This is a genomic window from Ochrovirga pacifica (assembly GCF_000220525.1).
Taxonomy (GTDB): Bacteria; Bacteroidota; Bacteroidia; order Flavobacteriales; family Flavobacteriaceae; genus Ochrovirga; species Ochrovirga pacifica.
Genome location: NZ_AFPK01000045.1, coordinates 36,293 through 59,644, shown reverse-complemented (window position 1 = coordinate 59,644; position 23,352 = coordinate 36,293). Strand labels below are relative to the sequence as shown.

The following is a 23,352-nucleotide window of genomic DNA, read 5'->3' as shown; positions in this document are numbered from 1 at the left end:
TTGTGTGATGGGATTGCAAATGTTGGTAACAGTAATGGTTTGTGATTGTTTAGGTTGTTGTGTGTTTTGGATAAGTATTGACAACTAGTGTGGGGAATGGGAATGAGGTGGATGGGGAGTGGTGAATGAGAGTATATGTGTTTGCTATCTAAAAACCAGTTGCTATTTGTTTACTGTCAATTGCTATTTGTGAATTGAAAAATTATCTTTGCTGAAAATTTTTAAAGATGGCTTACAATTTTGTAGAAGAGTTAAAATGGAGGGGAATGATGCATGACATTATGCCCGGTACGGAAGAACAACTGGAAAAAGAAATGACTTCGGGGTATATTGGTTTTGATCCTACGGCAGATTCTTTGCACATTGGTAGTTTGATTCCTATTATCGTTTTGATGCATTTTCAGAGAGCAGGGCATAAGCCTATTGCTTTGGTAGGAGGTGCTACGGGGATGATTGGGGATCCATCGGGAAAATCGGCAGAAAGGAATATGTTGGATGAGCAAGCGTTGGCGAATAATGTGGCTGGGATTAAGGGGCAGTTAGAGCGTTTTTTGGATTTTGATGGTGAGGGAGAGAATTCGGCAGAATTGGTGAACAATTATGATTGGATGAAGGATTTTTCGATGTTGGATTTTGTTCGTGATATTGGAAAGCATTTGACGGTGAATTATATGATGGCTAAAGATTCGGTAAAAAAACGTTTTACTGGAGAAGATGGTGCTGAGGGGATGAGTTTTACGGAGTTTACGTATCAATTGTTTCAGGGGTATGATTTTTTGCATTTGTATAAGGCTAAAAATTGTAAGCTGCAAATGGGAGGTTCGGATCAGTGGGGAAATATTACTACGGGTACGGAGTTGGTAAGGCGTAAGGCACAAGGAAAGGCGTATGCGTTGACTTGTCCGTTGATTACTAAAGCGGATGGTACTAAGTTTGGAAAGTCTGAAGGTGGGAATGTTTGGTTGGATAAGAGTAGAACATCGCCTTATAAGTTTTATCAGTATTGGTTGAACTCTTCGGATGAGGATGCTGAAAATTTTATCAAAAAATTTACTTTTTTAGGTAAGGAAGAAATAGAAGCGTTGGTGGCTACGCATAGGGAGGCACCACATGAGCGTTTGTTGCAAAAAAAGTTGGCCGAAGAGGTTACTGTAATGGTGCATTCTAGGGAGGATTTTGACAATGCGGTAAAGGCATCGAATATTTTGTTTGGGAAATCTACGGCGGAGGATTTGAAATCGTTAGATGAGCAAACGTTTTTGGATGTTTTTGATGGAGTGCCTCAGGCAGAATTGAGTAAGGATGAGTTGAGTGATGGTTTGGATATGATTGGGGCTTTGGCGGCTAAAACGCAATTTTTGAAAACTAATTCTGATGCTAGACGTGCGTTGAAAGAGAATGCGGTATCGGTAAATAAAGTTAAGGTAAAGGAAGATTATTGTATTACTGCAAATGATTTGATTGCCGAGAAATATGTGTTGTTACAACGTGGTAAAAAAAGTTATTTTTTACTGAAACTGGTTTAGTAGATAAATTGAATTTATAAAAAAGCTCCTTATGCAAAGTACGCATGAAGGAGCTTTTTGTTAAAAAACTAAACTAAACTATTTTTTATTTTGGTAGGAAGCCCAATTTTTGTCGGCTTGCTTTCTTAATTCTTCTGGATTTTCTTCTTTCCATTTATGTAACGTATTTGTTCCCCAACTATTGTAAAATAAATAAAGTTTTTTGTTTTTTATTTGATAGGTTTCTGGGTTGATGCTGTATTTTTTGTTGTTTTTGCCCAAAGCGTAGGCACACCAACCTCCGTATTGAGGTAGGTAGTTGGTAGGGTTTGCTTTGAATTTGGCTAAGTTTTTGGCGTTTGCAAATCGAAATTGGACTCCGTTGTACTGTGTGGTAAATTCTTTTTTTCCTTGGGTTGGTTTGTGATTGAAATACGAGACGACATCATATCCTTCTATGGCTGCTCCGTTTTTTACGTAATAGTCTTTTTGTTGTGCAAAAGCTATGCAAGTTACAAATAGGGCAAGGGTTCGTATAAATTGTTTCATAAATTGGTGGTTTGTATTGTTGTAGTCGATGGAAAAATTATAGAATTACAAAAGAAACACACTATTTATGTTTATAAAAAAGCAACATGCTGTGTACAGTATGTTGCTTTTGGGTGTATGGTTGTTGTTAGAATAGTTACGGTGCTGGAAAGGGTTGTAGTTTGTGTATTTGATCAATTTCTTGTAACAATTCTTGAGATAAATTAACGTTTATGGTAGCAATGTTTTCTTTTAGTTGTTCCATTTTTGTAGCTCCTATAATAGTGGAGGTTACAAAGGGTTGATGTGCTATAAAAGCCAAAGAAAGTTCGGTTAAGGTAAGTCCGTGTTTTTTTACTAAGACGTTGTATTGTTCTGCTAAAAATATTGCTTGTTGGTTGCTATAGCGATTGTAATTTGGGTACAGAGTAATACGTGCATCTTTGGGTTTTTGGTTGTTGAAGTATTTTCCTGTTAGGACTCCGAAACCTAAAGGAGAGTAGGCCAACAGTCCCACGTTTTCTCTCATAGATACCTCTGCCATTCCTACCTCGTAACTTCTGTTTAATAAAGAATATGGGTTTTGTGTGGTTTTGCATCTAGAGCTACCTGCTTTATCGGCTTCGTTTAGGTGTCTCATGGTTCCCCATGGAGTTTCGTTAGACAAGCCGTAGTGGCGAATTTTACCTTGCTGGATTAGTTGGTTCATTGCTTCTACAATTTCAGCAATTATATCGTTCCATTGTTCTTGTGAATTGTGTTTGTAATTTAGTTGTCCAAAAAAGTTGACATTTCTGTCTGGCCAATGCAACTGATATAAGTCTATATAGTCTGTTTGTAAGCGTTTTAGGTTTTTTTCTACGGTTTCTAGAATTAGTTTTTGGTAAAAGGTTGAGGTTCTCTTATGTAAGAAAATGTAGGGTTGGGTCCTGTAATTTTACTGGCAATTACAATCTCTTCTCTTTTTTGATTTTTTAACCAAGTACCAATGATACGTTCGGAAGATCCTTGAGTGTTTTTGTTTCCAGGGATGGAATACAGTTCTGCAGTATCGATAAAATTGACCCCTTGTTCTAATGCGTAGCTCATTTGTTGGTGACCTTCGGCTTGGGTGTTTTGTTCTCCCCAAGTCATAGACCCCAAACATATTTTAGAGACTTTAATATTGGTATTAGGGATAGTTGTGTACTTCATTTTTTTTTGTTTTGGTATTTCTTTTATATTAAAAAAGTATCTTAAAAACTTAAGATACTTTTGGTGGTTTTATAACTCTTATATTGCTGTTTTATTTAGCTCACGTCTATAACGCTCTCTATTTGTGGAGCGTGTTTTTTTATGGTTGCTTCTACTCCGTTTTTTAAGGTCATTTGATTTACATTACAACCCACACAAGCTCCTTCTAGCTTTACTTTGACAACGTTTTCTTCTATGGCTACTAAAGAGATGTCTCCTCCGTCTGTTACCAAAAAGGGGCGTATTTCTTCTAGGGCTATTTCTACTTTTTTCTGCAAATCTTCTGCTGTCATGATTCTCAAATTAATTTCAGGTTTAAATATACTACTAATTATTTGGTAGAGCAACCACTCATTGTTGTAATTTTTACCACTTCGGTAGGAGGTAAGTCTTGGTTTCTTTTGATAAGTTCAGAAGCCATATTTTTAGTAATTTCTTGGAAAGCCTGTTCTTGAGGGGTTCCATTTTGTAAGGCTACGGGATGTCCTACATCACCTGCTTCTCTAATTCCTTGTACCAATGGAATTTCGCCTAAAAATGCTGTTTGTAAATCTTGTGCCAAATGTTTGGCACCATCTTGTCCAAAGATGTAGTATTTGTTTTCTGGCAATTCTTCTGGTGTAAAATAGCTCATGTTTTCAACAATTCCTAATACAGGAACTTTAATGCTTTTTTGTTCGAACATGGCTACTCCTTTTTTAGCATCGGCCAAAGCAATGTTTTGTGGTGTACTTACCACGACTGCACCAGTAATTGGCAAGGCTTGTACTATAGATAGGTGAATGTCTCCTGTACCTGGAGGTAAATCGATTAATAAGAAATCTAATTCTCCCCAGTCTGCATCAAAAATCATTTGGTTTAACGCTTTGGAAGCCATTGGTCCTCTCCAGATTACTGCTTCGTTAGGATTGGTAAAAAATCCAAGAGACAATAATTTAATTCCGTAGTTTTCTACAGGTTTCATTTTAGAGCGACCGTCTACATTTACCGAGATTGGTTTCTCTTTGGCTACGTCGAACATTAGGTGCATAGAAGGTCCGTATACATCGGCATCTAGTACGCCTACTTTAAAGCCCATTTTTTGCAAAGTAATGGCCATATTTGCAGTTACGGTAGATTTACCTACCCCACCTTTTCCCGAAGCGATGGCTACAATATTTTGAATACCAGGTATTTTTTCTCCTTTAATTACGTTTGTGTCTGTTTTAGGAGTTTCTTTTTTTGCTGCAACGGTTAGGTTTACTTTAACACGAGTACCAGGAAAACCTGTTACAATTGCTTTTTCTATTTCGCTTTCGGTTTTCTTTTTGGCTTGTAGGGTTGGGTTGCTAATTTGTACATCTACTACTACCTCGTCACCAAAAACGTTGATGTTGGTTACGTTGTTATTTTCTATCAAACTTTTTCCTTCTCCAGGAGCGGTTAAAGTTTCTAAAATGGCTTTGATTTCTGATTTTGTTACAGTCATGAAAACAGTTTTATTTTGATATACAAAGATACGGTATTTGGCTTTATTCTGGCTAAGTGATGTGTTTTGTCTTTGTGAGTTCTTTTTTCTTACAGAATAACGCTATATGTTTTTGGTTTGTAGATACAATTGCTTATTTTTCAGAGCTATTCTAAACTAGAAATTATGGACGAAGTGGATTTTTTAGTGAAAAAATTTCAAGAAGAAAAAGATGTAAAAGCTTACGAAAAACTATACAACATGTATCATGAAAGTATGTTGGGCGTAATTCATAACATTTTACAAGACGAAGATTTGTCTAAAGACATTTTACAAGAAGTTTTTTTAAAAGTTTGGGATAATATTGAAAGTTATTCGCCCAAGAGAGGTCGTTTTTTTACTTGGTTGCTTAATATTTCTAGAAATGCAGCTATTGACAAAACAAGGTCTAAAGAATATAAAGACTTAAAAAAGAACCAAAACATAGATATTTTCGTACATATATCACAGCCCGAAGAGAGAGAGGTAGACGATCAGGAAAAAATGTTGTATGCCAACATTAAAAAACTTTCTGAAAAGTGTAGAAAACTCATCGATCTGATTTTTTACAAAGGATATACTCAAAAAGAAACTTCGGAAGCGTTAGAAATACCGCTAGGAACGGTAAAAACAAGAAGCCGTAGCTGTTTAAGTTCGTTAAAACTTAGTTTAAACCCATAGCACCATGATAGATATAAAAGAATATATAGAATCGGGTATTTTGGAACTTTATGTAGCAGGAACGCTAAATAGAGAAGATAGTTACGAGGTTTATAGCAATCTGCAAAAATATCCTGAATTAAGAGAATACGTACAACAGATAGAACAAACGGTTGTTAAAATTGCTGAAGTAAGCAAGCCTAAAGATTTGAAAGCAAAACCTTTTGGTAATTTGTTACGCAGTTTACACCAGAGACAACAAAAAGTTATTCCTATACGATGGCACCATTATATGGGCTGGGCAGCTAGTGTTGTTTTAATGGTAGGTGTTGCAAGTTTGTATTATAGCAAAAGTGAGCTAAATGAAAAGTTGACGGCACAAACCATTGTTAAAGATTCTATTAAAACAGAGAAACAAGCACTACAAGCCGATTTGATAGCTGCTAAGTTAGAAATGAATACGCAAGAAGAAGTGATTGCTTTTATTACCTCTAAAGAAACAGTAAAAGTAGATTTGGCAGGACAAAAAGTGGCTCCCGAAACGTATGCATCAGTGTACTGGAATCAAGATACTGAAGAAATGTATTTAGATTTAGAAGGTTTACCACCAGCACCTAAAGGAAAAGTGTATCAGTTATGGTCGTTAACATTAAATCCGTTAACCCCAACAAGCTTAGGTACTTTAGATGCACATAGCCAAGGAAAACGATTTGTAAAGGTAGGAAACAACAATGCATCGCAAGCGTTTGGAATTACTTTAGAGCCAGAAGGAGGAAGTATATCGCCAACTTTAGAACAGTTGTATACGCTAGGATTGACAAAAATATCGTAGAAAGAAAATAAAACCCCTTGTTTAATTCTTTAAACAAGGGGTTTTTGTGTATTTAAGTTTTAGACAAAAAAGAAGGGCCATCCCCCACAGATGACCCAACTCACTACATTCAACCTAATGAACTAAAATTTATAAGAAATACTACTTTTGATAAAGAATGGGGTTCCTGGTGTAAAGTGAATTTCTTCTACCGAATTGGTTTCGGTTGCTAATCTAGATTCGGTAGCAAACTGAGTTTCGTTCCAGTCTACATCGAACAAATTTTGAATTTGCACCCCAAAATTAATTTTATCCCAAGCGTAGCCTAAGTTTAAATGGGTTACGGTATAGCCATTGGCTACAATAGAATTGTCTTCATTGGCAGGACGATCGTTGATGTGAACCATATTTATATTACCATAAAAACCTTTTTCTTTTTTGTAAGCAATTCCTCCCTTTACCACAAAATCTGGAGCTAAAGGCACATAATCAGCACCGTTAGGTTCGTCTCTAAATCGAGCATGAGTATAATCTGCATCTACATTTAAAAACCAGTGTTTGATTGGTTGGTAGCGAGTGGTTAACGACAGACCTTTACGAATAGATTCTCCATTAGGCTCTACCACTCCTTCATCACCCACATATACAAATTCCTGTTCAGAAATCATTCCCCAAGCCGTAAAGGCCCATAGCAATTTTGGGGTAGTTTTCCATACAAAACCAAGATCAGAAGTATAGGCTTTTGGAATATCATCTCCTAAAGTGTTTAGCACCAGACGACTATCGTTGGTATGAAATCCTTGTCCTATTTTTGCAAATAATTGCCACTGATTGTTTGGGGTATAGGTGGTGCTTAATTTGGGGCTTACTACAATTGCTCTTTGCTCATTCAACTTTCCATCTCCCATTAAATTATCTTGGTAGCCAAAACTAAACCTATCCAAACGTACGGACGGACTAAGTTTCCATTTGTTCAATTCAAAATCAGCTCCTACATAAGCAAAAAAGTTGGTTTCGTTTACTTTTCCGTCTTGAACCTGGCTTAATAATTCTGTTTTGTTTTTGGTTCTGTTTAGTGCAATATCATCTACTCTATCTGTACGTACTCCAATTCCAGCCAATAACAATACCGACTTTTCATTGGTCAAAAACAATTCTTTTTGATAATCTGATTGGTAACCAAAAAGATTTCTTTGTTCAGTTTGATAAATTTGATCTCCGTCTACAGGATTGTTTAGGAAAAACGTAAAATTAGAATACAAATCAAACTGATAATTGCTATAGTACAACAAGTGTTTAAATACCGATTGATCATCGTATTTTTTTTGAATGCTTAAGGAAGCATTGGTTCTAGATGTTTCTCCACCTTCGCTATCATCAATGGCACCAAAACGACCAATGATTCCACTATCTACAGCTCTTTGTGGAATTTGTCCAGAGGCATTCCAGCTACTCATAAAATGAGATAAAGAGAATACAAACTTGGTGTTTTGTATTGTTTTAGCGTATTTGCTGCTTATGTTAAAACGTTTAAAGTTTTGAGGACTATCAAAAGGGCCATCAGAACTGATATACTCTGTAGCGATGTAAGCACTTTCGTTGGCTTTGTTGATGAATGAATTCATAAACAACAAGCGTTGAGTATCAAATTGACCAATTTCTAGTTGCAATTTGTTGTTTTGCAAACGTTCTTTGCTGATGATGTTTACGGTTCCTGTAGTAGCAAAGTTTCCTTGTTTAGGGTTGTAAGTTCCTGGTAAAAAATCCATTCCCTCAATGGTTTCTGGAATTACGTAATGTAGGTCTGAATATCCTTGTCCGTGTGCATGAGACACCATGTTTACAGGAATACCATCTACATTAATCTGTAAATCGGTTCCGTGGTCTATATCAAAACCTCGGTAAAAAATTTGTTCTGCTTTACCACCACCTGCATGTTGACCAATTACCAATCCAGGAATTTTATTTAATACTTCTTGTGAAGATTTGATAGGATTTTTTTGAATATCCAAAGCGGTAATAACGCTTGCATTGTGAATATCGTTTGTTAAAACCACCTGTTCTAAAGAAACGGTTTCTGGGGTTAATACGACCAATATTTGATTTTGATTATAGGCTTTTTTTAATGGTTGGTAACCCATTTTAGAAAATATTAAAGTGTCTCCTTTTTTTAGGTTTCCTACTTCAAAAACCCCATCAAAAGAAGTATGAACGTGCATTTTGTTTTGTGCGTGGGTTACCAAAACATAATCGATAGCAGTTCCGTTATTGTCAGTAACCTTTCCTTTGCAAATTTGTGCAAAACTAAAAGAGCAGGACAATAGTAATAATAGACAATAGTTTAATTTAATCATATCTAATGTTTAAAGTTGGTTCAATTCATTCATCGCAAGTGGGCCTAATTCAAAACTTGCACTTTGTAGTTGATGTCTAATAATTTCTAAGGCATCTTTGTGTTGTTTTAAACTGTAAATTTTGGCAACACGTAACAATACTTTAGGTTCGCTAGATTCTACTACATTATGTTCTTTTAGAATTTCCATACCTTTATCAGGTGTGTCTACATGGGCTTTTGCCAAAGCCAGCATAGAATAGGCAGCATCAGTAGGTCTATTGTTTACTTCTTTTAGAGCAATTTGATAAGCTTTTTGATATTCTTTTTCAGCAATCAATAAGTCAAAATTGTACATATTGTACATTTCTCCATAAGCTGAGTTTTGTACTTCGTTCCAGTATTTAGCTAACAATTCTTCTGAATTCTGATTTTGATATTTTGCGATTTCATAAGCCAACAAATCTATATCTAATCCTTGATATTTTGTGTACACTTGTGTTAAAATTGTATTAGCTTCTTTAGGGTCTTTATCGTTAGCATAAGAAATCCATGCTATTTTTCTAAGTGCATAGTAGTTATTCGGATTTTTTTCTAAAGCTTTTAAATAATAGTTGTAAGACTTTTCTATTTCTCCATGATGACCATAATAATCCGCTAGATTGGTTAAGCTCCATTGTTCTAAATCGGTATGTTTTTTTTGTTGTGTGGTTTTTAAAGCTTCTTCCATATACGCAATAGTTGCATCTAAATTTCCGTGATGATCTTCCCATTTGGCTAAACGAATTAGATAATCAAAAGAACGTTTGTCTTTAATTTTTCCTAAATAGATTTCGGCATTTTTATCATCACCAAGTTCTAGGTATACATCAAACAACATTTTTATAGTTTCTTGTTTTTGGTCCCCATTGCTTTCTGCTTGTAATAACAGGTCTAAAGCTTTTTTAAATTGATGTTGTGAAATGTAATTTCTAGCCAAAGATCTTAGATAGCTAGATTTTTTTCTGCCCGAAGCCGTGACTGCTTTTGTAAGTTGTTTTTCGGCATTTTTTAAATGCTGTATGTTTCCTGTTTTAGAAAAAAGTTGAGTTTCTAATCCTGCTATTTTTACAGCATAAGGAAATTGATTGGGGTTAGAGCTAAGTTTTTCTTCCCAGAATTTTTTGTTTTGATGAATCTTTTGAAGAGCTTGGTCTTGTTGGTTTTGTAGGTATGGATTAAGATCTTGTAACTGAACCACATCTTTTTTTTCTTGATGACAAGAAAACAGTACAAAAGAAACAAACAGAAAGTATTTTTTTATTTTTTTCATAATTGTGGGGGTTAGTTTGGTTAAAACTGAATGTTGCTTAAAAAGCAACATTCAGTACAGGGGTAAATTTTATGGGGTATACTATATTTTTACCAAGGAGATGCTAAGTAAGGAAAAGACGTTAAAAAATCTTTGTCATTCATGCTTACATTGTCATCCGAAAGCGTTGGATTTTCAGTAAAGTCTTCTCCTCCAAAAATTAGTAGTAATTCTACTGTAATTACATCATCTGCTAAGGCTCTACCTGTTAGTACATTGTCTCCGTCATAAAAAGTAGTTTTTCCGTCTAAAGAAACGTTTAGTACATCAGTAGCTAATAAATTGGTAAAAGCGGTAGCATCTTGTCCCAACGCATTCATATCTGAAGATTCGTTAAAAGCAGGACTTAACGCTTGTAAGTTTGTTTTAAATTTACCAGCATACTTTGCACCTTGTTGTGATGGTAATGTCATGTTAAAATCATCTTTGTCTTCCGAAGCTACAAATACTGTATTTACTGCGGGTCTACCCATTTGATCTTCTAAAGCATAAACGGCTTTGGTTTCTGGTTCCATCATGGTATTGTTATCATCATCGCTAGAACAGTTAACAGCAGTAATTGCAACGAAGAGTACACAGGCTAGGTTGGTTATTTTACGTATCATAATTTTTTAGTTTTTTTAGATTATTGTTTTCTTTTTGTAGTTACCCAAGTGTTGATGGTTCCAGAAGTACCAATCATCGTTTTTGGTACTTCTACCACAATAGATTTTACATTGGTTCCCGCAAAAGTATCTGCACCAGGGTTGTTAAATTCTGTGGCCATACCTCCAACAATTTCTGAGTATCTGGCAAAATCCATAAAGAAAGGGTCGTCTCTTAATCCAGCAAAAGCTTTTACACCGCTTACTGCATCTGCGTTGGTTGTTGCTGTAATAGCTGTAGATCCATAAGGAGTAATGGCTACCATACTTTTGTACATGTCGTCTAAAAGTGTGCTGTTGGCTCCTGTTTCGTTGGGCATTGCTGGTCCGTAAATGTACATGTTGTTTCCTTTAGGAATTGCCTGAATTACGTAGTCTTCTACATAATCACCATCGGTATCAATGTTGAACTCTACCAATACATCTTCGTCAAAAGAAGCGGTTTCAGAATCGGTTGGAGAAATCAATCCTTGCACGTTGGCAACAAACACCATGTTGTTTGTGTTTTCTCCTTGAAAAGCATAAAAGTCGGTAATATCGCTAGTTCCTCCTTTTACAGCTGGTGCATCAATGTGGTCGGCTGCAATTAAAATTCCAGAAACAAGTGCAAGAGCAGCAAGTCCGGTTAGTAATTTTCTTGTTTTCATAATTGTGATGTTTAATGATTAAAAACGTTTACACAATTACTTACGAAAGAAAGTTTCTTTTGGTTTTAAAAAAGTTTTAATTTTTGAGGAAATATTGTAGTGGTTTTGATTAATTATTTGTTAATCAGGTTTTTAAATTTGTAAAAATATTTTTATTTTTTTACAGTTCTTCAGAAGGATTCCAAAATACAGCTTTAAAATCTTGCACTTGGTTGTCTTTAATTGCAACTCCTTCGCTTTCTAACAATTGCTGCATTAGGTTAATTCCCTCAAAATGATGTTTTCCGCTTAGCATGCCCAATCTATTTACTACTCTATGTGCGGGAATAGACAAATCACCATGAGCAGCATTCATGGCCCAACCCACCACTCGTGCAGAAGATTTTGCACCTAAATAATTAGCAATGGCTCCGTAACTAGTCACTCTACCTTTAGGTATTAATTTGGCTACTTGGTGCACTTGCTTAAAAAAGTCTTGTTTGTCTGGTTTCAATTGCTAAAAAATTGGTGAATTCACCAATAAAAATAAAAAAGCATCCCTAAAAGGATGCGTATCTTAATATTTTAATCTAAACTTTATGTACGTAATGGGTTTCCCAATCTCTAAATACTGAGATTCGTAATATGTTTGAATTTTTAATACTTCTTCTGGAGCACCTTCTTGACGATATACATCGTTGTTGGCATATAAAATTTCTTGTCCTTGCCCATGCAAAAGTCCTAAGGTATAACCATGCATAAATTCACTATCAGTTTTTAGATGCATAAGACCTTCTATATGTAAAATTTTATGATATTTTTTTAAAAAGGCCTCACCAGTAAGACGGTGTTTTGTTCGTTTGTACTTGATTTGTGGATCGGGAAAAGTAATCCAAATTTGGCTGACTTCATTTTCTTCAAAAATAAAATCAACCAGTTCAATCTGTGTACGAATAAAAGCTACGTTGGGTAGGTTTTCTTGGGTAGCTGTTTTGGCACCTCTCCAAAATCTTGCTCCTTTGATATCGATACCAATGTAGTTAACTTTTGGATTTTTTTTAGCCAAGGCTACAGTATATTCACCTTTACCACAACCTAGTTCTAACACAATAGGATTGTTGTTTCCAAAAAAAGAAGCCCACTTTCCCTTATGAGGAAATCCGTTGATGACCTCATCACGAGTAGGCTGTATGACATTGTCAAACGTTTTGTTTTCGTTAAAACGTTTTAATTTATTTTTACTTCCCAAATGCTAGTAATCCTTCTTATTTTGGCAAATCCTCTGTTCCTTCGTCTTTGAATCTTTTAGATTCTTTCATCCAGTACCCTAAGTAGATTAACAATACCACTACAAAAGCAAAATTAATTGCATTTGATACCCACCAGTTTCCGTTAAAACGCAAAGCTTTAAATGGTAAAAACAATCCGTTTGTGAACAAATCATCAATAGCGTGAAAGATGTTTAGTGCTGTCATTTTATTTTAAATTGTATTAGCGTAGCAAAAATAATATAAAGTTTGAGACTGGGTAATTTTTAACCTTAATTTCTTCCTTTTTCATTTGGATATAAATTAGGAAGCGGATCGCTTTGCCAGAATTCTTTGGTGTCTATGTCCATAATGGTTAGTGGATTGGTAAAAGCTGCTCCTGTATCTACATTCCAAACTCCAGACACCAACATGGGTTTGTCTATGTTTATTTTGGATAGTGGAGTGTGCCCTATAAATATTTCTGAATATATTTTTAACCTTTCTGGATAGTACGGATCATTTTCAGGTAAATTTCTAGCGGCTAATGCTGTTTCCCATAAAGACCGATCCCAGTACAACATTTTAGAAAAATGCTCATGCTCTATTCCCTTGATGTTGGTAAAACCAGCATGTAAGAACAATCGGTTTTTGTTGTCTAGGTAGTAGTTGTCTAAATTTTCTAAAAAGTTAGCGTGAATTTGAATAAAATTTAAAGGGCGATTTCTGTAAGAATCTAAAGTTGCCTGACCACCGTGCAACAACCAGTTTGGATTGTCTTTTCCGTTCTTTAGCCATTCGTAAAACAATTCGTCATGATTTCCTCGTAAAAAAATACAATTATGAGATGCTTTTAAAGATATCAATAAGTTAAGTGTTTCAAAAGATTCGCTCCAACCATCTACATAATCACCTAAAAAAATCAAGGTGTCATCTGTGCTTACTTTGGCTCTTTCTAAAATTTGCTCCAAAGCTCTAAAACCTCCATGTATGTCTCCTATTACTAATGTCCTTGCCATTTTTTTGTTTTTTTATGCAAAATAAAGGATTCTCAAAATAAAAAAAGGAACTGAATTAACAGTTCCTTTTTTTATTTTTATACTAAATAATTTACTTAGACAAGTCTACTTTAGAAATACGAATTGTGTTTACATCTCCTTTTTCCATAATTGGTGTTGAGGTTAAATTAACAACAGTATCATTTTCTTGTAAATATCCACTTTCCAAAGCAATGTTATTTACATCTCTAATAATATCTGTAGAGAAGTGTGTGTTTGGCTCATAAAATCTACCTTTTACTCCCCACATTATATTCATCATACGCAATACTCTTTTGTCTGATGCGAAAGCCAAAATTTGAGACTTTGGTCTTAAGGCAGAGATTTGTTGTGCAGTATAACCAGAGTTGGTAATAGTAGAAATTACTTTAGCGCTAATATTTTCTGCTAATAAAGCAGCTTGATAACAAATGGCATTGGTAATAGCTCTGTCTGAATCTGTATCTGGATCAGGGAATTCTCTAGGAACTTCAATTAAGTTAGAGTTTTCTACGTTTAATATAATTTGTCTCATTACCTGAATAACTTCGTTAGGAAATGCACCTACAGAAGTTTCACCAGACAACATTACTGCATCGGCACCATCCATAATAGAGTTGGCAACGTCGTTTACTTCTGCACGAGTAGGTACAGAGTTCTCAATCATGGTTTCCATCATTTGTGTAGCAATTACTACAGGAATTTTAGCTTCTTTACATTTTCTTACCAACATTTTTTGAGCTAATGGTACTTCAGACATTGGAATTTCTACTCCTAAATCTCCACGAGCTACCATAATAGCATCTGTATTGGCAATAATTGCATCAATATTTTCTAGAGCTTCTGGTTTTTCAATTTTAGAAATTACACGAGTTCTATATACTGATGTGTCAGAATTTTCTTCGATTAATGTATGAATGTCCTCTAAGTCTTTAGGGTTACGCACAAAAGATAAAGCCATCCAGTCTACCTCTAAACTTAATGCAAACTTAGCGTCTTTAATATCCTTTTCTGTCAATGCAGGTAAAGAGATGTTTGTGTTTGGTAAGTTTACCCCTTTTTTAGATTTTAAAGGTCCACCTCTTAACACTTTGGTTGTTACCAAATCTTCTCCATTGGTTTCAGTAACTTCGAACATTAATTTTCCATCATCTACCAAGATTTTTTCCCCTACTTTTACGTCTTTAGGAAATTGTTGATAAGTCATAAAGGCTTTTTCTTGAGTACCTTCACACTTTTCGGTAGTGAATTTAAAAACGTCTCCAGGAGCCAATACTACACCATCTGCCATTACTCCAACACGTAATTTTGGTCCTTGTAAATCTGCTAAAATGGCTACGTTAAAGTCAAGCTCTTCGTTCAACTCTCTAATCATTCTTACGTTGGTTCTAACGTCATCATAATCAGCATGAGAAAAATTGATTCTGTATACATTTACTCCAGAAATGATTAGTTCTCTAAGTTTTTCTTTCTTTCCAGTCAATGCAGGACCCAAAGTAGCAACTATTTTGGTTTTTTTTGTCTGTGACATATTTTTAAAAAATTAAGTGTTCTTTATGGTTTAGTGTTTTTTTGTCTACTATGTAAGAAGTAACAACTTCTTCTATGGTATTTATTTTTTTTAAGAGCGATGACAAATACTGCTCTGTTAATTCTCCTTGAATTTTTAATAAAAAATCTACACCTTTTAACTCTGGTTGCAAATATACATAAGAGCACACAAAAGAGTCCTCTGTTGCAAACAAACCTTCGGATTTTTTGGCTTTGATTAAAAACTTATTTTTAATTAGGTACCAATCTAATAAACTTTTATTTTGATGATATTCAAAAACAGAAAAATATGCTTTATCGTTTTCGTTGATTTCAAAATCTACATCAGGAAAAATTCTATGCAGGTTTAAATTGAGTGTTTGGTTGATACGATATGCCAATTTATAGTCTTGTAAAGTGGTGTGAATTCCTACAATTTCATAGCATTCATCTTCTATCCAATCACAAAATTTAATAACGGCAGCCATGGCTTTATTTTTATTCGGATAACTACACAAACATAATCATAAACAATTAGTTTTGGGGTATAAAATTGCTAAGAAAGTGTTTAAATTAAGCTTCTATTTCGTTCTGAAAAACATAGTAAGCTCTTTTGGCAGCCATTTCTTCGGCTCTTTTTTTAGAAGTTGCTCTACCTTTAGAAACTACTTTTCTTTCTACAGACAATCGTACGCTAAAATGTTTTGTTTTTTGATTACCAGTGTCTTCATAAACTTCAAAGTTTAATTCTTTTTTGCTTTTTTGAGACCATTCTATTAAAACTCCTTTGTAGCTAGTAATTTTTCCTTCTAGTTTGTCTAAATCAACATAAGGACTAATGACTTTTTTGTTGATAAATCGGATGCAAAAACGATATCCCCTGTCTAGATAAATGGCTCCTATTAAGGCTTCAAACAGGTTTCCGTGAATGTTATTACTTAGTTTTCCTTTGGTGATATTTGCTTTTAGATATTCTACTAGTTCTAAATCTTTACCCAATTCGTTTAAATGCTCTCTACTAACAATTTTAGAGCGCATTTGGGTTAAATAACCTTCATTTGCATTGGGAACTTGGTCGTACAAATACGCAGCAATAATAGATCCTAGCATGGCATCGCCTAAATATTCTAGACGTTCGTAATTAACCGCTCTTCCGTCTTTGTCCTTTATTTGCAAAGAAGGATGGGTAAATGCATTTTGGTAATAGGTTAGGTTTCTAGGAGAAAAACCTATAATTTTTTTTATCTGTGAATAAAAAATCTCGTCCGATTGAGAACGAGATTTTTTTATATTTTTAAAAAACTTCAAAAGTTGATAAGTTTTAACAATCTTATGCTTCTAATTTTTTAAACAACACACATGCATTGTGACCTCCAAACCCAAAAGTATTACTCATAGCTACCTTAATTTCTCTTTTTTGAGCTTTGTTTAAGGTTAAGTTTAGTTTTGGATCAATTTTTTCGTCTAACACATGGTGATTAATGGTAGGAGGAACCATTCCGTTTTCCATAGCCAATACCGATGCAATAGCTTCAATAGCTCCTGCAGCACCCAACAAGTGTCCTGTCATAGACTTTGTTGAGTTAATGTTTAGCTTGTACGCATGTTCTCCAAATATTTTTTGGATAGCTTTTAACTCTGCTACGTCTCCTAGCGGAGTAGAAGTTCCATGTACGTTAATGGTATCAACGTCTTCAATAGAAAGTCCAGCATTTTCCAAACAATTTTCCATTACTTTAGCAGCTCCCAATCCTTCAGGGTGTGGTGCTGTTAAGTGATGTGCATCGGCAGACAAACCTCCACCAGCTACTTCACAATATATTTTTGCTCCTCTAGCAACTGCGTGCTCATATTCTTCTAGAATAAGTGCTCCACCACCTTCTCCCATAACAAAACCGTCACGGTCTTTGTCAAAAGGTCTAGATGCTGTTGCAGGATCGTCATTGCGTTCTGATAATGCTTTTAAGGCATTAAATCCTCCCATTGCTGCTCCGGTAACAGATGCTTCAGATCCTCCTGTTACAATTATATCGGCATGTCCTAAACGGATATAGTTTAAAGCATCAATAATTGCATTTGCAGAAGAAGCACAAGCAGAAACTGTTGTAAAGTTAGGCCCTCTAAATCCGTATTTCATAGAAATGTGACCTGGAGCAATATCCGCAATCATTTTTGGAATAAAGAAAGGGTTGTATTTTGGAGTACCATCTCCGTTGGCATAATTTACTACTTCTTGTTCAAAAGTATCAATACCACCAATACCACATCCCCATATAACACCTACACGATCTGGATCTAAAGTCTCTAAGTCTAACTTTGAGTTTTCAATAGCTTGGTCAGAAACAACCATCGCATATTGCGTAAATTTATCCATCTTACGAGATTCTTTTCGATGGATATATTCGTTAATGTCAAAGTTTTTTACCTCACAAGCAAAACGAGTTTTGAACTTGGCAGCATCAAAGTGTGTTATAGGAGCCGCTCCGCTTTTCCCATTCACTAACCCATCCCAATACTCATCTATATTGTTTCCGATCGGTGTCAATGCACCAAGTCCAGTTACTACAACTCGTTTCAATTTCATAAATAGATAATTTTCTAATTACTTTTTAGCCTCTTCAATAAAGCTTACTGCTTGACCAACTGTTCCAATGTTTTCAGCTTGATCGTCTGGAATTTGAATGTCGAATTCTTTTTCAAATTCCATGATTAACTCAACAGTATCTAAAGAATCTGCTCCTAAATCGTTTGTGAAGCTTGCTTCAGCAGTTACCTCATTTTCGTCAACTCCTAATTTATCAACGATAATTGCTTTTACTCTTGATGCAATGTCTGACATAGTAATATAATTTAAGTTTAAAACCGTGGCAAAAATAAAAAACTTTTGTTTCCACAAACAATGTTTGGGACAAATATCTTTACGAAGATATAAAAATTTATCACATCTTTGTATTACCAAACCTTGTAACTAACCAAGGTTAAGTGCCTGTAAAAACTCTACTAAGTCAATAAAATATGATTAAAATAGCCATTCTAGCATCAGGATCAGGATCCAATGCAGAGAACATTGCCCGTTACTTTGAAAGTGATAAAAATATAAAAATTAGCTATATTTTAAGCAATAAAAAGGAGGCTTTTGTGCTAGAAAGAGCCAAAAAAATGGGGATAAAAAGTCAAGTTTTCTCTAATCAAGAAATGAAACAGGAAAATAGTTTGTTAGACTTGCTAAAAAAAGAAGCCGATTTTATTGTTTTAGCAGGTTTTTTATTAAAAGTTCCTGAGAATATTATTGCTGCTTTTCCAGATAAAATTATCAATATTCATCCCGCATTGTTGCCTAAATATGGAGGGAAAGGCATGTACGGAATGAATGTGCACAATGCTGTAAAGAAAAATCAAGAAACAGAAACGGGGATTACCATTCATTATGTAAACGAAAATTACGACGAAGGAGCAATTATTTTTCAAGCGAAAACAGAGGTGAGTTCTGAGGACACGCCAGAGGATATTGCACAAAAAGTACACGCTTTAGAGTACGAACATTTTCCAAGGGTTATAAAAGAAGTAATTACCCAAGAATAATGGCAAAAAATAAAAAATATTATGTGGTTTGGTCAGGTAAAATTCCTGGTGTTTACGGCAATTGGAACGATTGTAAAAAAAGTATTGATGGTTTTCCTGGAGCAGAGTACAAATCTTTTACCTCTAAAGAAGAGGCCGAAATTGCATATACAAGATCTTATTTAGATTATAAAGGAGTAAATACCAAAAAACCTGTTGTTGATAAGGAATTATTAGCAAAAATAGGAGAGCCTAATTTACATTCTATAGCTGTAGATGCTGCTTGTTCTGGAAATCCTGGGTTGATGGAATATCGAGGTGTAGATACTCAAACGCACAAACAACTTTTTATTCAAGGCCCTTTTAAAGAAGGAACTAATAATATTGGCGAGTTTTTGGCCTTGGTACACGGTTTGGCTTATCTACAAAAATTAGGTAAAACTGAGCTTCCCATTTACTCCGACTCTAAAATTGCCATCGGTTGGATAAAAGCCAAAGAATGCAGAACCAAAATTACGCCCACACCTAACAACAAAGTTTTGTTTAATTTAATCAAGCGTGGCGAAAAATGGTTGCAAGAAAATGCGTTTAAAAACCCTATTCTAAAATGGGAAACCAAAGCTTGGGGAGAAATTCCTGCCGATTTTGGTAGGAAATAAAGAGGATCCTACATCACTCAATTCCCAATTCGTTTCGTAAATACAAGTCTTTGTTGCTATTGGTTTGCCAATAAGGAATGTTTATTGTCTTTTTTAAGGTTGCTTTGCTAGTCATTTGTTTCCTTTTTGCTCCCCAACCACTGTAAAAAGTTTCGGTGAAACGAGTAATTTGAAATGGAAAACTAGATTGAAAAACAATTTCTAAGGTTCTGTCCAAGGTAGGGTAATGGATTGTATACGTATTTTCTTCAGTTCCTTTTTTTAACGTTCCAGTGGCTGAATAAGGAGTTACTTCTTTATGTGAAAATCGAAGCCAGACAAAGCTTGGCAATGCTTTAAAATCACCTAAAGGCAATGTGCTAGGACTCAAACGAATCTTAGACCAAATGTCATCCTCTAAAATAACATTCTTAGATATTTTTTTATTTGTAAAAGATTCACCCTGAAAGTAAGAAAAGTTGTGAAGTATATATGCATTGTTTTTGTTTGTAAGTTCTATATATTCGTGACCACACCATTCTTGGGAAGAAGAGCTTATTTTTAAAGAAGCCTTAGGGTTTTTTACAGGCACAAAGGTGCTAGTCATAATAGAGTAAGGATAAATTCCTGTATTGAACTTTTTGGTAGTGTTTAGTTTAAGAACAGTTGTATTTTCTGAATGATTTTTATCTGCTTTGGTATTGTGTTTTTTAGAAAAAGGTTCGGTAACAAAAATCATAACAGCGTGTCCATTTCTAATTTCGCCGTAGCGTGCCTGTTCCAAATTATAACTAGTAATTTCTGCTTTTCCGGCATACCAATATGTTTTAAACGCATTCGTTTCACTAAGATTTTGAGCGTTAGAAGTAAAAAGAGCGAGAAAAAAGAAAAGATAAGCGAGTTTTTTCATGGGTTTAGATTTTACAAATTTGTCGTTTGTGTTTGTGATGTGTTACAGCTCTAATTTAACTATTTTTGCATCAGAAATAAGCCTATGCAAGCATTTGATTTTTTAGCAACCACATCAGAAAATTTTGAAGAACAAGCTTTGACTGTTTTTCAGCACCAAGCATTGCATTGTAAAGTGTATCAAGACTTCATCAATTTATTAAACATAAATGTAGATTCGGTAAACACAATTCATAAAATTCCCTTTTTGCCCATTCAGTTTTTTAAAAGTCATGCCGTTGTTAGCAATACTCATCCTGTAGAAGAAACTTTTTTAAGCAGTGGTACTACAGGAACGATCCAAAGCAAACATTTGGTAACCGATGTTGCGGCTTATGAAAAAAGCTATTTGTCTGCTTTTAACCATTTTTATGGTTCTGTTACAGATTATACCATTTTGGCTTTGCTGCCATCTTATTTAGAGCGCAATGGTTCTTCTTTAATATATATGGTAGACGATCTTATCAAAAAAAGTAACAATAGCAATAGTGGCTTTTATTTGCACAATCATCAAGAATTGTATAACAAATTGCAAGAGCTAGAGGCCAAAAAAACAAAAACATTGTTAATAGGTGTTTCTTTTGCATTGTTAGATTTTATAGAAAATTTTCCGTGTAACTTACAACATACCGTTGTGATGGAAACAGGGGGGATGAAAGGAAAACGAAAAGAAATGATTCGAGAGGAATTACATGCAGAGCTTAAAAAAGGTTTTGGTGTAGCAAACATTCACTCAGAATACGGAATGACGGAATTACTAAGCCAAGCTTATTATAATGATTCACAGAAATTCAATTGCCCTCCATGGATGAAAATTCTGATTAGAGATACCGAAGATGCATTAACACTGTTTCCTAGCCAAAAAACAGGAGGCATTAATGTGATTGATTTGGCCAATTACAATTCTTGTTCCTTTATTGCAACTCAGGACTTAGGTAAGATTTACAATAATGGTACTTTTGATGTACTAGGTAGGTTTGATAATTCTGATATAAGAGGTTGTAATTTGTTAGTAGAATAACTTTTTTATTCCTTTAAATGCAATTTTCTGTATTCTTTAGGTCCAATAGATTTGATTTTTTTAAACTGACGATTAAAATAGCTAAGGCTGTTGTAGCCACACTCAAAACAAATTTGAGACACACTCATGTCGGTTTCAATCAACAATTTACTAGCTTGGGAAATTCTTAAATGATTTACGTATTCAGTAAAGGTTTTTTTGGTACGTTTTTTAAAATAGCGACAAAAAGCAGCGGTAGACATATGTACCTTTTCAGATAAATCTGACAGGGATATTTCTTGCTTAAAATTGCTAAAAATATAGTTGATGACTTCCTGAAAAATCTTACTATCTTTAGATTGATACAATTGCGAATCATGGGTAATAGACAAGGTTTTTTGTTGAACTTCTCTACTTAACTTATCTAATAATTGATAAAATAATAGCAACTGTTCCATGCCTTCTACTTGTAGTAAGTCAAAAAAATACTTTTTGTACGTTTCACTGTTGATAAAGGTAATTCCACTAGCCGATTTTTTAAGCAAAAGATGAATTTGACTCATCTCTGGTAAAGGATTTTTAAAAAACAACTCGGGTTTAAACTGTATAACCACACTATGAACTTTTGAACTATTTTGATGATAAAATACATCATCACATCGCCAATAGTGAGGTACAGAAGAACCTATCAAAACCAAATCTCCTTCTTGAAAAAGTTCTGCACTAGAGCCTACAAAGCGTGTTCCGTGACCTTTGTGAATATAAGTTAGTTCATATTCGGTATGAAAATGCCATGGCGAATCGAAATATGGCTGCTGGTATTCACTTACACTAAAAGATCGGTTAAAAGGCTGATTGATAAGTTCTTTAATGGCTTTCATGAATCAAAAGTGTCCAATATTGATGTTAAAACGAAGTGCAAAGTTAAAATAGTTCAAATAATTGACAAAATCCGAAAAATATGCAACAAATAATAGTGTCATTTTTGTATTATTCAAAAAAAATACCACTACGTAACGATATGGATAAAAGTAAAATGGCTTGTCCTTTTGCTCATGCACGAGCAGAAAAAGGATATGGAGATATGAACGATCAAGACGATCCAGTAAAAATTTTATTGCGTTTAAGAGACGTACGCAAATCTGCCAAAGATTGGAAAACATTTCAGTCAGGAGGTGAGGAAGTTGGGCGTATTGTAGTGCCTTCAGAAGTACACATTCGCGATACTCGACAAATTCCCTTTGAAGTAGATCCGCCAGAGCACACCGATTATCGAAATTTAGTAGAGCCTTGGTTTAAAAGACCTAATGAAGATGCGTATCAAAGTCGTTTGAAAGAAATTGTTAATGTTGTGTTAGACGATGTATTATCTAAGGATACCATCGAAGTGGTGAGTGAGTTTTCATTGGTAATTCAATCCAGAGCTTTAACGGTCTTGTTAAACACGCCTTTTGAAGAATCGGAAACTTGGATTGGTTGGGGAACACATGTATTTAGAAGCGAAGACACACATTTGGATGCTGATAAAGCCAATATTTTATACGATTATATTGACAAAGAAATAGATCGAGCTATTAAAAATCCTACAGACGATTTGTATTCTAAATTGGTGAATGCAGAGGTCAATGGAAAAAAATTGACCAAAGAAGAGGTAAAAGGAGTGATGATTTTGACCTTTGCTGGAGGCCGTGATACAGTGATTAATGCCATTACCAATTCCATAGCTTATTTTGCAGAGCATCCGGAATCGTTAGCACGCATCAAGGAAAGTCCTGAGATGATTAATACGGCTATTGAGGAGCTGATTCGTTATTACGCACCGTTAACTCATATGGGGCGTGTAGTAACTAAAAATACGCAAGTGTGTGAGCAAGACATCAAAGCACAATCTAGAGTATCTTTGTGTTGGGCTTCTGCTAACAGAGACGAAAAAACCTTTGCCAATCCAGAAGAAGTAGTGTTGGATCGTAAAGTAAATCCACACGTAAGTTTTGGCTTTGGAACGCACAACTGTTTGGGAGCTACCCATGCACGAGCTTTGCTGCGCATCATTCTATCAGAAATGGTACAAAAAGTAAAATCTATCGATATTTTGGCACATGAAGACAATGTAGAAGATTTGGATGAATTCAAAAGAAAAGTAGGGTTCAATTCCCTAAGCGTAAAATTCAACGCTATTTAATATACTAATTACAAAAACAACTTATAAAACAAC

Annotated in this window: 27 protein-coding genes; 7 read left to right on the top strand and 20 right to left on the bottom strand. The window is 34.8% G+C overall.

Going from position 1 to position 23,352, the window contains the following annotated elements; translation table 11 throughout:
* Window positions 1–227: 227 nt before the first annotated feature.
* Window positions 228–1,526 (top strand): tyrosine--tRNA ligase, encoded by a 1,299-nt coding sequence (tyrS, locus tag FS85_RS0110060; protein WP_010136130.1) that lies wholly within the window; start codon window positions 228–230, stop codon window positions 1,524–1,526.
* Between the two features lie 78 nt (window positions 1,527–1,604).
* On the opposite strand, the gene FS85_RS0110055 is transcribed toward tyrS, so the two are convergent.
* The 5 genes from FS85_RS0110055 to FS85_RS0110040 form a co-directional block, all read right to left on the bottom strand.
* A complete protein-coding gene (locus tag FS85_RS0110055) occupies window positions 1,605–2,054 on the bottom strand; it encodes a YHS domain-containing (seleno)protein (RefSeq protein ID WP_010136129.1) in 450 nt (149 codons plus the stop codon).
* A gap of 136 nt (window positions 2,055–2,190) precedes the next feature.
* Window positions 2,191–2,859 (bottom strand): aldo/keto reductase, encoded by a 669-nt coding sequence (locus FS85_RS16985; RefSeq protein WP_316927744.1) that lies wholly within the window; start codon window positions 2,857–2,859, stop codon window positions 2,191–2,193.
* Window positions 2,860–2,906: 47 nt separating this feature from the next.
* Complete coding sequence (locus tag FS85_RS16980; RefSeq protein ID WP_010136127.1) at window positions 2,907–3,227, bottom strand: aldo/keto reductase; 321 nt, start codon at window positions 3,225–3,227, stop codon at window positions 2,907–2,909.
* Between the two features lie 95 nt (window positions 3,228–3,322).
* Window positions 3,323–3,559 (bottom strand): NifU family protein, encoded by a 237-nt coding sequence (locus FS85_RS0110045; protein ID WP_010136125.1) that lies wholly within the window; start codon window positions 3,557–3,559, stop codon window positions 3,323–3,325.
* A gap of 38 nt (window positions 3,560–3,597) precedes the next feature.
* Window positions 3,598–4,734, bottom strand: a complete 1,137-nt coding sequence (locus FS85_RS0110040) for an Mrp/NBP35 family ATP-binding protein (RefSeq protein WP_010136124.1) — start codon at window positions 4,732–4,734, stop codon at window positions 3,598–3,600.
* A 165-nt stretch (window positions 4,735–4,899) separates the two neighbouring features.
* On the opposite strand from FS85_RS0110040, the gene FS85_RS0110035 reads away from it, so the two are divergent.
* Both FS85_RS0110035 and FS85_RS0110030 read left to right on the top strand, forming a co-directional pair.
* Window positions 4,900–5,433: an RNA polymerase sigma factor gene (locus FS85_RS0110035; RefSeq protein WP_010136123.1), complete on the top strand. Its 534-nt coding sequence runs from the start codon at window positions 4,900–4,902 to the stop codon at window positions 5,431–5,433.
* A 4-nt stretch (window positions 5,434–5,437) separates the two neighbouring features.
* Complete coding sequence (locus FS85_RS0110030; RefSeq protein ID WP_010136122.1) at window positions 5,438–6,244, top strand: anti-sigma factor; 807 nt, start codon at window positions 5,438–5,440, stop codon at window positions 6,242–6,244.
* A 122-nt stretch (window positions 6,245–6,366) separates the two neighbouring features.
* On the opposite strand, the gene FS85_RS0110025 is transcribed toward FS85_RS0110030, so the two are convergent.
* From FS85_RS0110025 to FS85_RS0109965, 13 genes are all read right to left on the bottom strand, one after another.
* Window positions 6,367–8,577 (bottom strand): TonB-dependent receptor, encoded by a 2,211-nt coding sequence (locus FS85_RS0110025; RefSeq protein ID WP_010136121.1) that lies wholly within the window; start codon window positions 8,575–8,577, stop codon window positions 6,367–6,369.
* 9 nt (window positions 8,578–8,586) lie between these two features.
* Window positions 8,587–9,867 (bottom strand): tetratricopeptide repeat protein, encoded by a 1,281-nt coding sequence (locus FS85_RS0110020; RefSeq protein WP_029489393.1) that lies wholly within the window; start codon window positions 9,865–9,867, stop codon window positions 8,587–8,589.
* Window positions 9,868–9,956: 89 nt separating this feature from the next.
* Window positions 9,957–10,511 carry a DUF4331 family protein gene (locus tag FS85_RS16940; protein ID WP_010136119.1) on the bottom strand — a complete coding sequence of 185 codons (555 nt, stop codon included), beginning with the start codon at window positions 10,509–10,511 and terminating at the stop codon, window positions 9,957–9,959.
* A 20-nt stretch (window positions 10,512–10,531) separates the two neighbouring features.
* Window positions 10,532–11,197 carry a DUF4331 family protein gene (locus tag FS85_RS16935; protein WP_010136118.1) on the bottom strand — a complete coding sequence of 222 codons (666 nt, stop codon included), beginning with the start codon at window positions 11,195–11,197 and terminating at the stop codon, window positions 10,532–10,534.
* A 160-nt stretch (window positions 11,198–11,357) separates the two neighbouring features.
* A complete protein-coding gene (locus tag FS85_RS0110005; protein ID WP_010136117.1) occupies window positions 11,358–11,690 on the bottom strand; it encodes an MGMT family protein in 333 nt (110 codons plus the stop codon).
* A 63-nt stretch (window positions 11,691–11,753) separates the two neighbouring features.
* Window positions 11,754–12,425: a tRNA (guanosine(46)-N7)-methyltransferase TrmB gene (gene trmB, locus FS85_RS0110000; protein WP_010136116.1), complete on the bottom strand. Its 672-nt coding sequence runs from the start codon at window positions 12,423–12,425 to the stop codon at window positions 11,754–11,756.
* Window positions 12,426–12,441: 16 nt separating this feature from the next.
* Window positions 12,442–12,651 carry a DUF6341 family protein gene (locus tag FS85_RS0109995; protein ID WP_010136115.1) on the bottom strand — a complete coding sequence of 70 codons (210 nt, stop codon included), beginning with the start codon at window positions 12,649–12,651 and terminating at the stop codon, window positions 12,442–12,444.
* A gap of 65 nt (window positions 12,652–12,716) precedes the next feature.
* The gene (locus FS85_RS0109990) at window positions 12,717–13,442 is read right to left on the bottom strand and encodes a metallophosphoesterase family protein (protein ID WP_010136114.1); all 726 of its coding nucleotides are present in this window, start codon (window positions 13,440–13,442) and stop codon (window positions 12,717–12,719) included.
* Window positions 13,443–13,533: 91 nt separating this feature from the next.
* A complete protein-coding gene (pyk, locus tag FS85_RS0109985) occupies window positions 13,534–14,991 on the bottom strand; it encodes a pyruvate kinase (protein ID WP_010136113.1) in 1,458 nt (485 codons plus the stop codon).
* A gap of 4 nt (window positions 14,992–14,995) precedes the next feature.
* On the bottom strand, window positions 14,996–15,478 hold the full coding sequence (locus FS85_RS0109980) for an IPExxxVDY family protein (RefSeq protein ID WP_010136111.1): 483 nt from the start codon (window positions 15,476–15,478) through the stop codon (window positions 14,996–14,998).
* A gap of 85 nt (window positions 15,479–15,563) precedes the next feature.
* Window positions 15,564–16,298: a ribonuclease III gene (gene rnc, locus FS85_RS0109975; protein WP_010136109.1), complete on the bottom strand. Its 735-nt coding sequence runs from the start codon at window positions 16,296–16,298 to the stop codon at window positions 15,564–15,566.
* 22 nt (window positions 16,299–16,320) lie between these two features.
* On the bottom strand, window positions 16,321–17,574 hold the full coding sequence (gene fabF / locus FS85_RS0109970; RefSeq protein ID WP_010136107.1) for a beta-ketoacyl-ACP synthase II: 1,254 nt from the start codon (window positions 17,572–17,574) through the stop codon (window positions 16,321–16,323).
* Window positions 17,575–17,592: 18 nt separating this feature from the next.
* Window positions 17,593–17,829 carry an acyl carrier protein gene (locus FS85_RS0109965; protein ID WP_010136106.1) on the bottom strand — a complete coding sequence of 79 codons (237 nt, stop codon included), beginning with the start codon at window positions 17,827–17,829 and terminating at the stop codon, window positions 17,593–17,595.
* A gap of 176 nt (window positions 17,830–18,005) precedes the next feature.
* On the opposite strand from FS85_RS0109965, the gene purN reads away from it, so the two are divergent.
* Together purN and FS85_RS0109955 are read left to right on the top strand one after the other, a co-directional pair.
* Window positions 18,006–18,572, top strand: a complete 567-nt coding sequence (purN, locus tag FS85_RS0109960; RefSeq protein ID WP_010136105.1) for a phosphoribosylglycinamide formyltransferase — start codon at window positions 18,006–18,008, stop codon at window positions 18,570–18,572.
* Window positions 18,572–19,210: a ribonuclease H1 domain-containing protein gene (locus FS85_RS0109955; protein WP_010136104.1), complete on the top strand. Its 639-nt coding sequence runs from the start codon at window positions 18,572–18,574 to the stop codon at window positions 19,208–19,210. The genes purN and FS85_RS0109955 overlap by 1 nt, the downstream gene beginning before the upstream one ends.
* A 13-nt stretch (window positions 19,211–19,223) precedes the next feature.
* Here the strand turns inward: FS85_RS0109955 and FS85_RS0109950 are convergent, their stop codons facing one another.
* The gene (locus tag FS85_RS0109950; RefSeq protein WP_010136103.1) at window positions 19,224–20,099 is read right to left on the bottom strand and encodes a hypothetical protein; all 876 of its coding nucleotides are present in this window, start codon (window positions 20,097–20,099) and stop codon (window positions 19,224–19,226) included.
* A gap of 84 nt (window positions 20,100–20,183) precedes the next feature.
* Between FS85_RS0109950 and FS85_RS0109945 the strand changes: the two genes are divergently transcribed.
* Complete coding sequence (locus tag FS85_RS0109945) at window positions 20,184–21,158, top strand: long-chain-fatty-acid--protein ligase (RefSeq protein WP_010136102.1); 975 nt, start codon at window positions 20,184–20,186, stop codon at window positions 21,156–21,158.
* 5 nt (window positions 21,159–21,163) lie between these two features.
* Here the strand turns inward: FS85_RS0109945 and FS85_RS0109940 are convergent, their stop codons facing one another.
* A complete protein-coding gene (locus FS85_RS0109940) occupies window positions 21,164–22,018 on the bottom strand; it encodes an AraC family transcriptional regulator (RefSeq protein ID WP_010136099.1) in 855 nt (284 codons plus the stop codon).
* Between the two features lie 80 nt (window positions 22,019–22,098).
* Between FS85_RS0109940 and FS85_RS0109935 the strand changes: the two genes are divergently transcribed.
* Window positions 22,099–23,319 (top strand): cytochrome P450, encoded by a 1,221-nt coding sequence (locus FS85_RS0109935; RefSeq protein ID WP_237706957.1) that lies wholly within the window; start codon window positions 22,099–22,101, stop codon window positions 23,317–23,319.
* Window positions 23,320–23,352 lie beyond the last annotated feature (33 nt).

Bases quoted from the DNA above. Each gene is read 5' to 3' on its own strand.
- FS85_RS0110040 (WP_010136124.1), bottom strand. From the start codon at position 4,734: ATGACTGTAACAAAATCAGAAATCAAAGCCATTTTAGAAACTTTAACC.
- FS85_RS0110055 (WP_010136129.1), bottom strand. From the start codon at position 2,054: ATGAAACAATTTATACGAACCCTTGCCCTATTTGTAACTTGCATAGCT.
- FS85_RS16935 (WP_010136118.1), bottom strand. From the start codon at position 11,197: ATGAAAACAAGAAAATTACTAACCGGACTTGCTGCTCTTGCACTTGTT.
- FS85_RS0110025 (WP_010136121.1), bottom strand. From the start codon at position 8,577: ATGATTAAATTAAACTATTGTCTATTATTACTATTGTCCTGCTCTTTT.
- purN (WP_010136105.1), top strand. From the start codon at position 18,006: ATGATTAAAATAGCCATTCTAGCATCAGGATCAGGATCCAATGCAGAG.
- FS85_RS0109935 (WP_237706957.1), top strand. From the start codon at position 22,099: ATGCAACAAATAATAGTGTCATTTTTGTATTATTCAAAAAAAATACCA.
- FS85_RS0110020 (WP_029489393.1), bottom strand. From the start codon at position 9,867: ATGAAAAAAATAAAAAAATACTTTCTGTTTGTTTCTTTTGTACTGTTT.
- FS85_RS0109945 (WP_010136102.1), top strand. From the start codon at position 20,184: ATGCAAGCATTTGATTTTTTAGCAACCACATCAGAAAATTTTGAAGAA.
- FS85_RS0110030 (WP_010136122.1), top strand. From the start codon at position 5,438: ATGATAGATATAAAAGAATATATAGAATCGGGTATTTTGGAACTTTAT.
- FS85_RS16980 (WP_010136127.1), bottom strand. From the start codon at position 3,227: ATGAAGTACACAACTATCCCTAATACCAATATTAAAGTCTCTAAAATA.
- FS85_RS0109990 (WP_010136114.1), bottom strand. From the start codon at position 13,442: ATGGCAAGGACATTAGTAATAGGAGACATACATGGAGGTTTTAGAGCT.
- FS85_RS16940 (WP_010136119.1), bottom strand. From the start codon at position 10,511: ATGATACGTAAAATAACCAACCTAGCCTGTGTACTCTTCGTTGCAATT.
- tyrS (WP_010136130.1), top strand. From the start codon at position 228: ATGGCTTACAATTTTGTAGAAGAGTTAAAATGGAGGGGAATGATGCAT.
- FS85_RS0109965 (WP_010136106.1), bottom strand. From the start codon at position 17,829: ATGTCAGACATTGCATCAAGAGTAAAAGCAATTATCGTTGATAAATTA.
- pyk (WP_010136113.1), bottom strand. From the start codon at position 14,991: ATGTCACAGACAAAAAAAACCAAAATAGTTGCTACTTTGGGTCCTGCA.
- FS85_RS0109940 (WP_010136099.1), bottom strand. From the start codon at position 22,018: ATGAAAGCCATTAAAGAACTTATCAATCAGCCTTTTAACCGATCTTTT.
- FS85_RS0109955 (WP_010136104.1), top strand. From the start codon at position 18,572: ATGGCAAAAAATAAAAAATATTATGTGGTTTGGTCAGGTAAAATTCCT.
- fabF (WP_010136107.1), bottom strand. From the start codon at position 17,574: ATGAAATTGAAACGAGTTGTAGTAACTGGACTTGGTGCATTGACACCG.
- FS85_RS0109950 (WP_010136103.1), bottom strand. From the start codon at position 20,099: ATGAAAAAACTCGCTTATCTTTTCTTTTTTCTCGCTCTTTTTACTTCT.
- FS85_RS0110035 (WP_010136123.1), top strand. From the start codon at position 4,900: ATGGACGAAGTGGATTTTTTAGTGAAAAAATTTCAAGAAGAAAAAGAT.
- FS85_RS0110045 (WP_010136125.1), bottom strand. From the start codon at position 3,559: ATGACAGCAGAAGATTTGCAGAAAAAAGTAGAAATAGCCCTAGAAGAA.
- FS85_RS0109980 (WP_010136111.1), bottom strand. From the start codon at position 15,478: ATGGCTGCCGTTATTAAATTTTGTGATTGGATAGAAGATGAATGCTAT.
- FS85_RS0109995 (WP_010136115.1), bottom strand. From the start codon at position 12,651: ATGACAGCACTAAACATCTTTCACGCTATTGATGATTTGTTCACAAAC.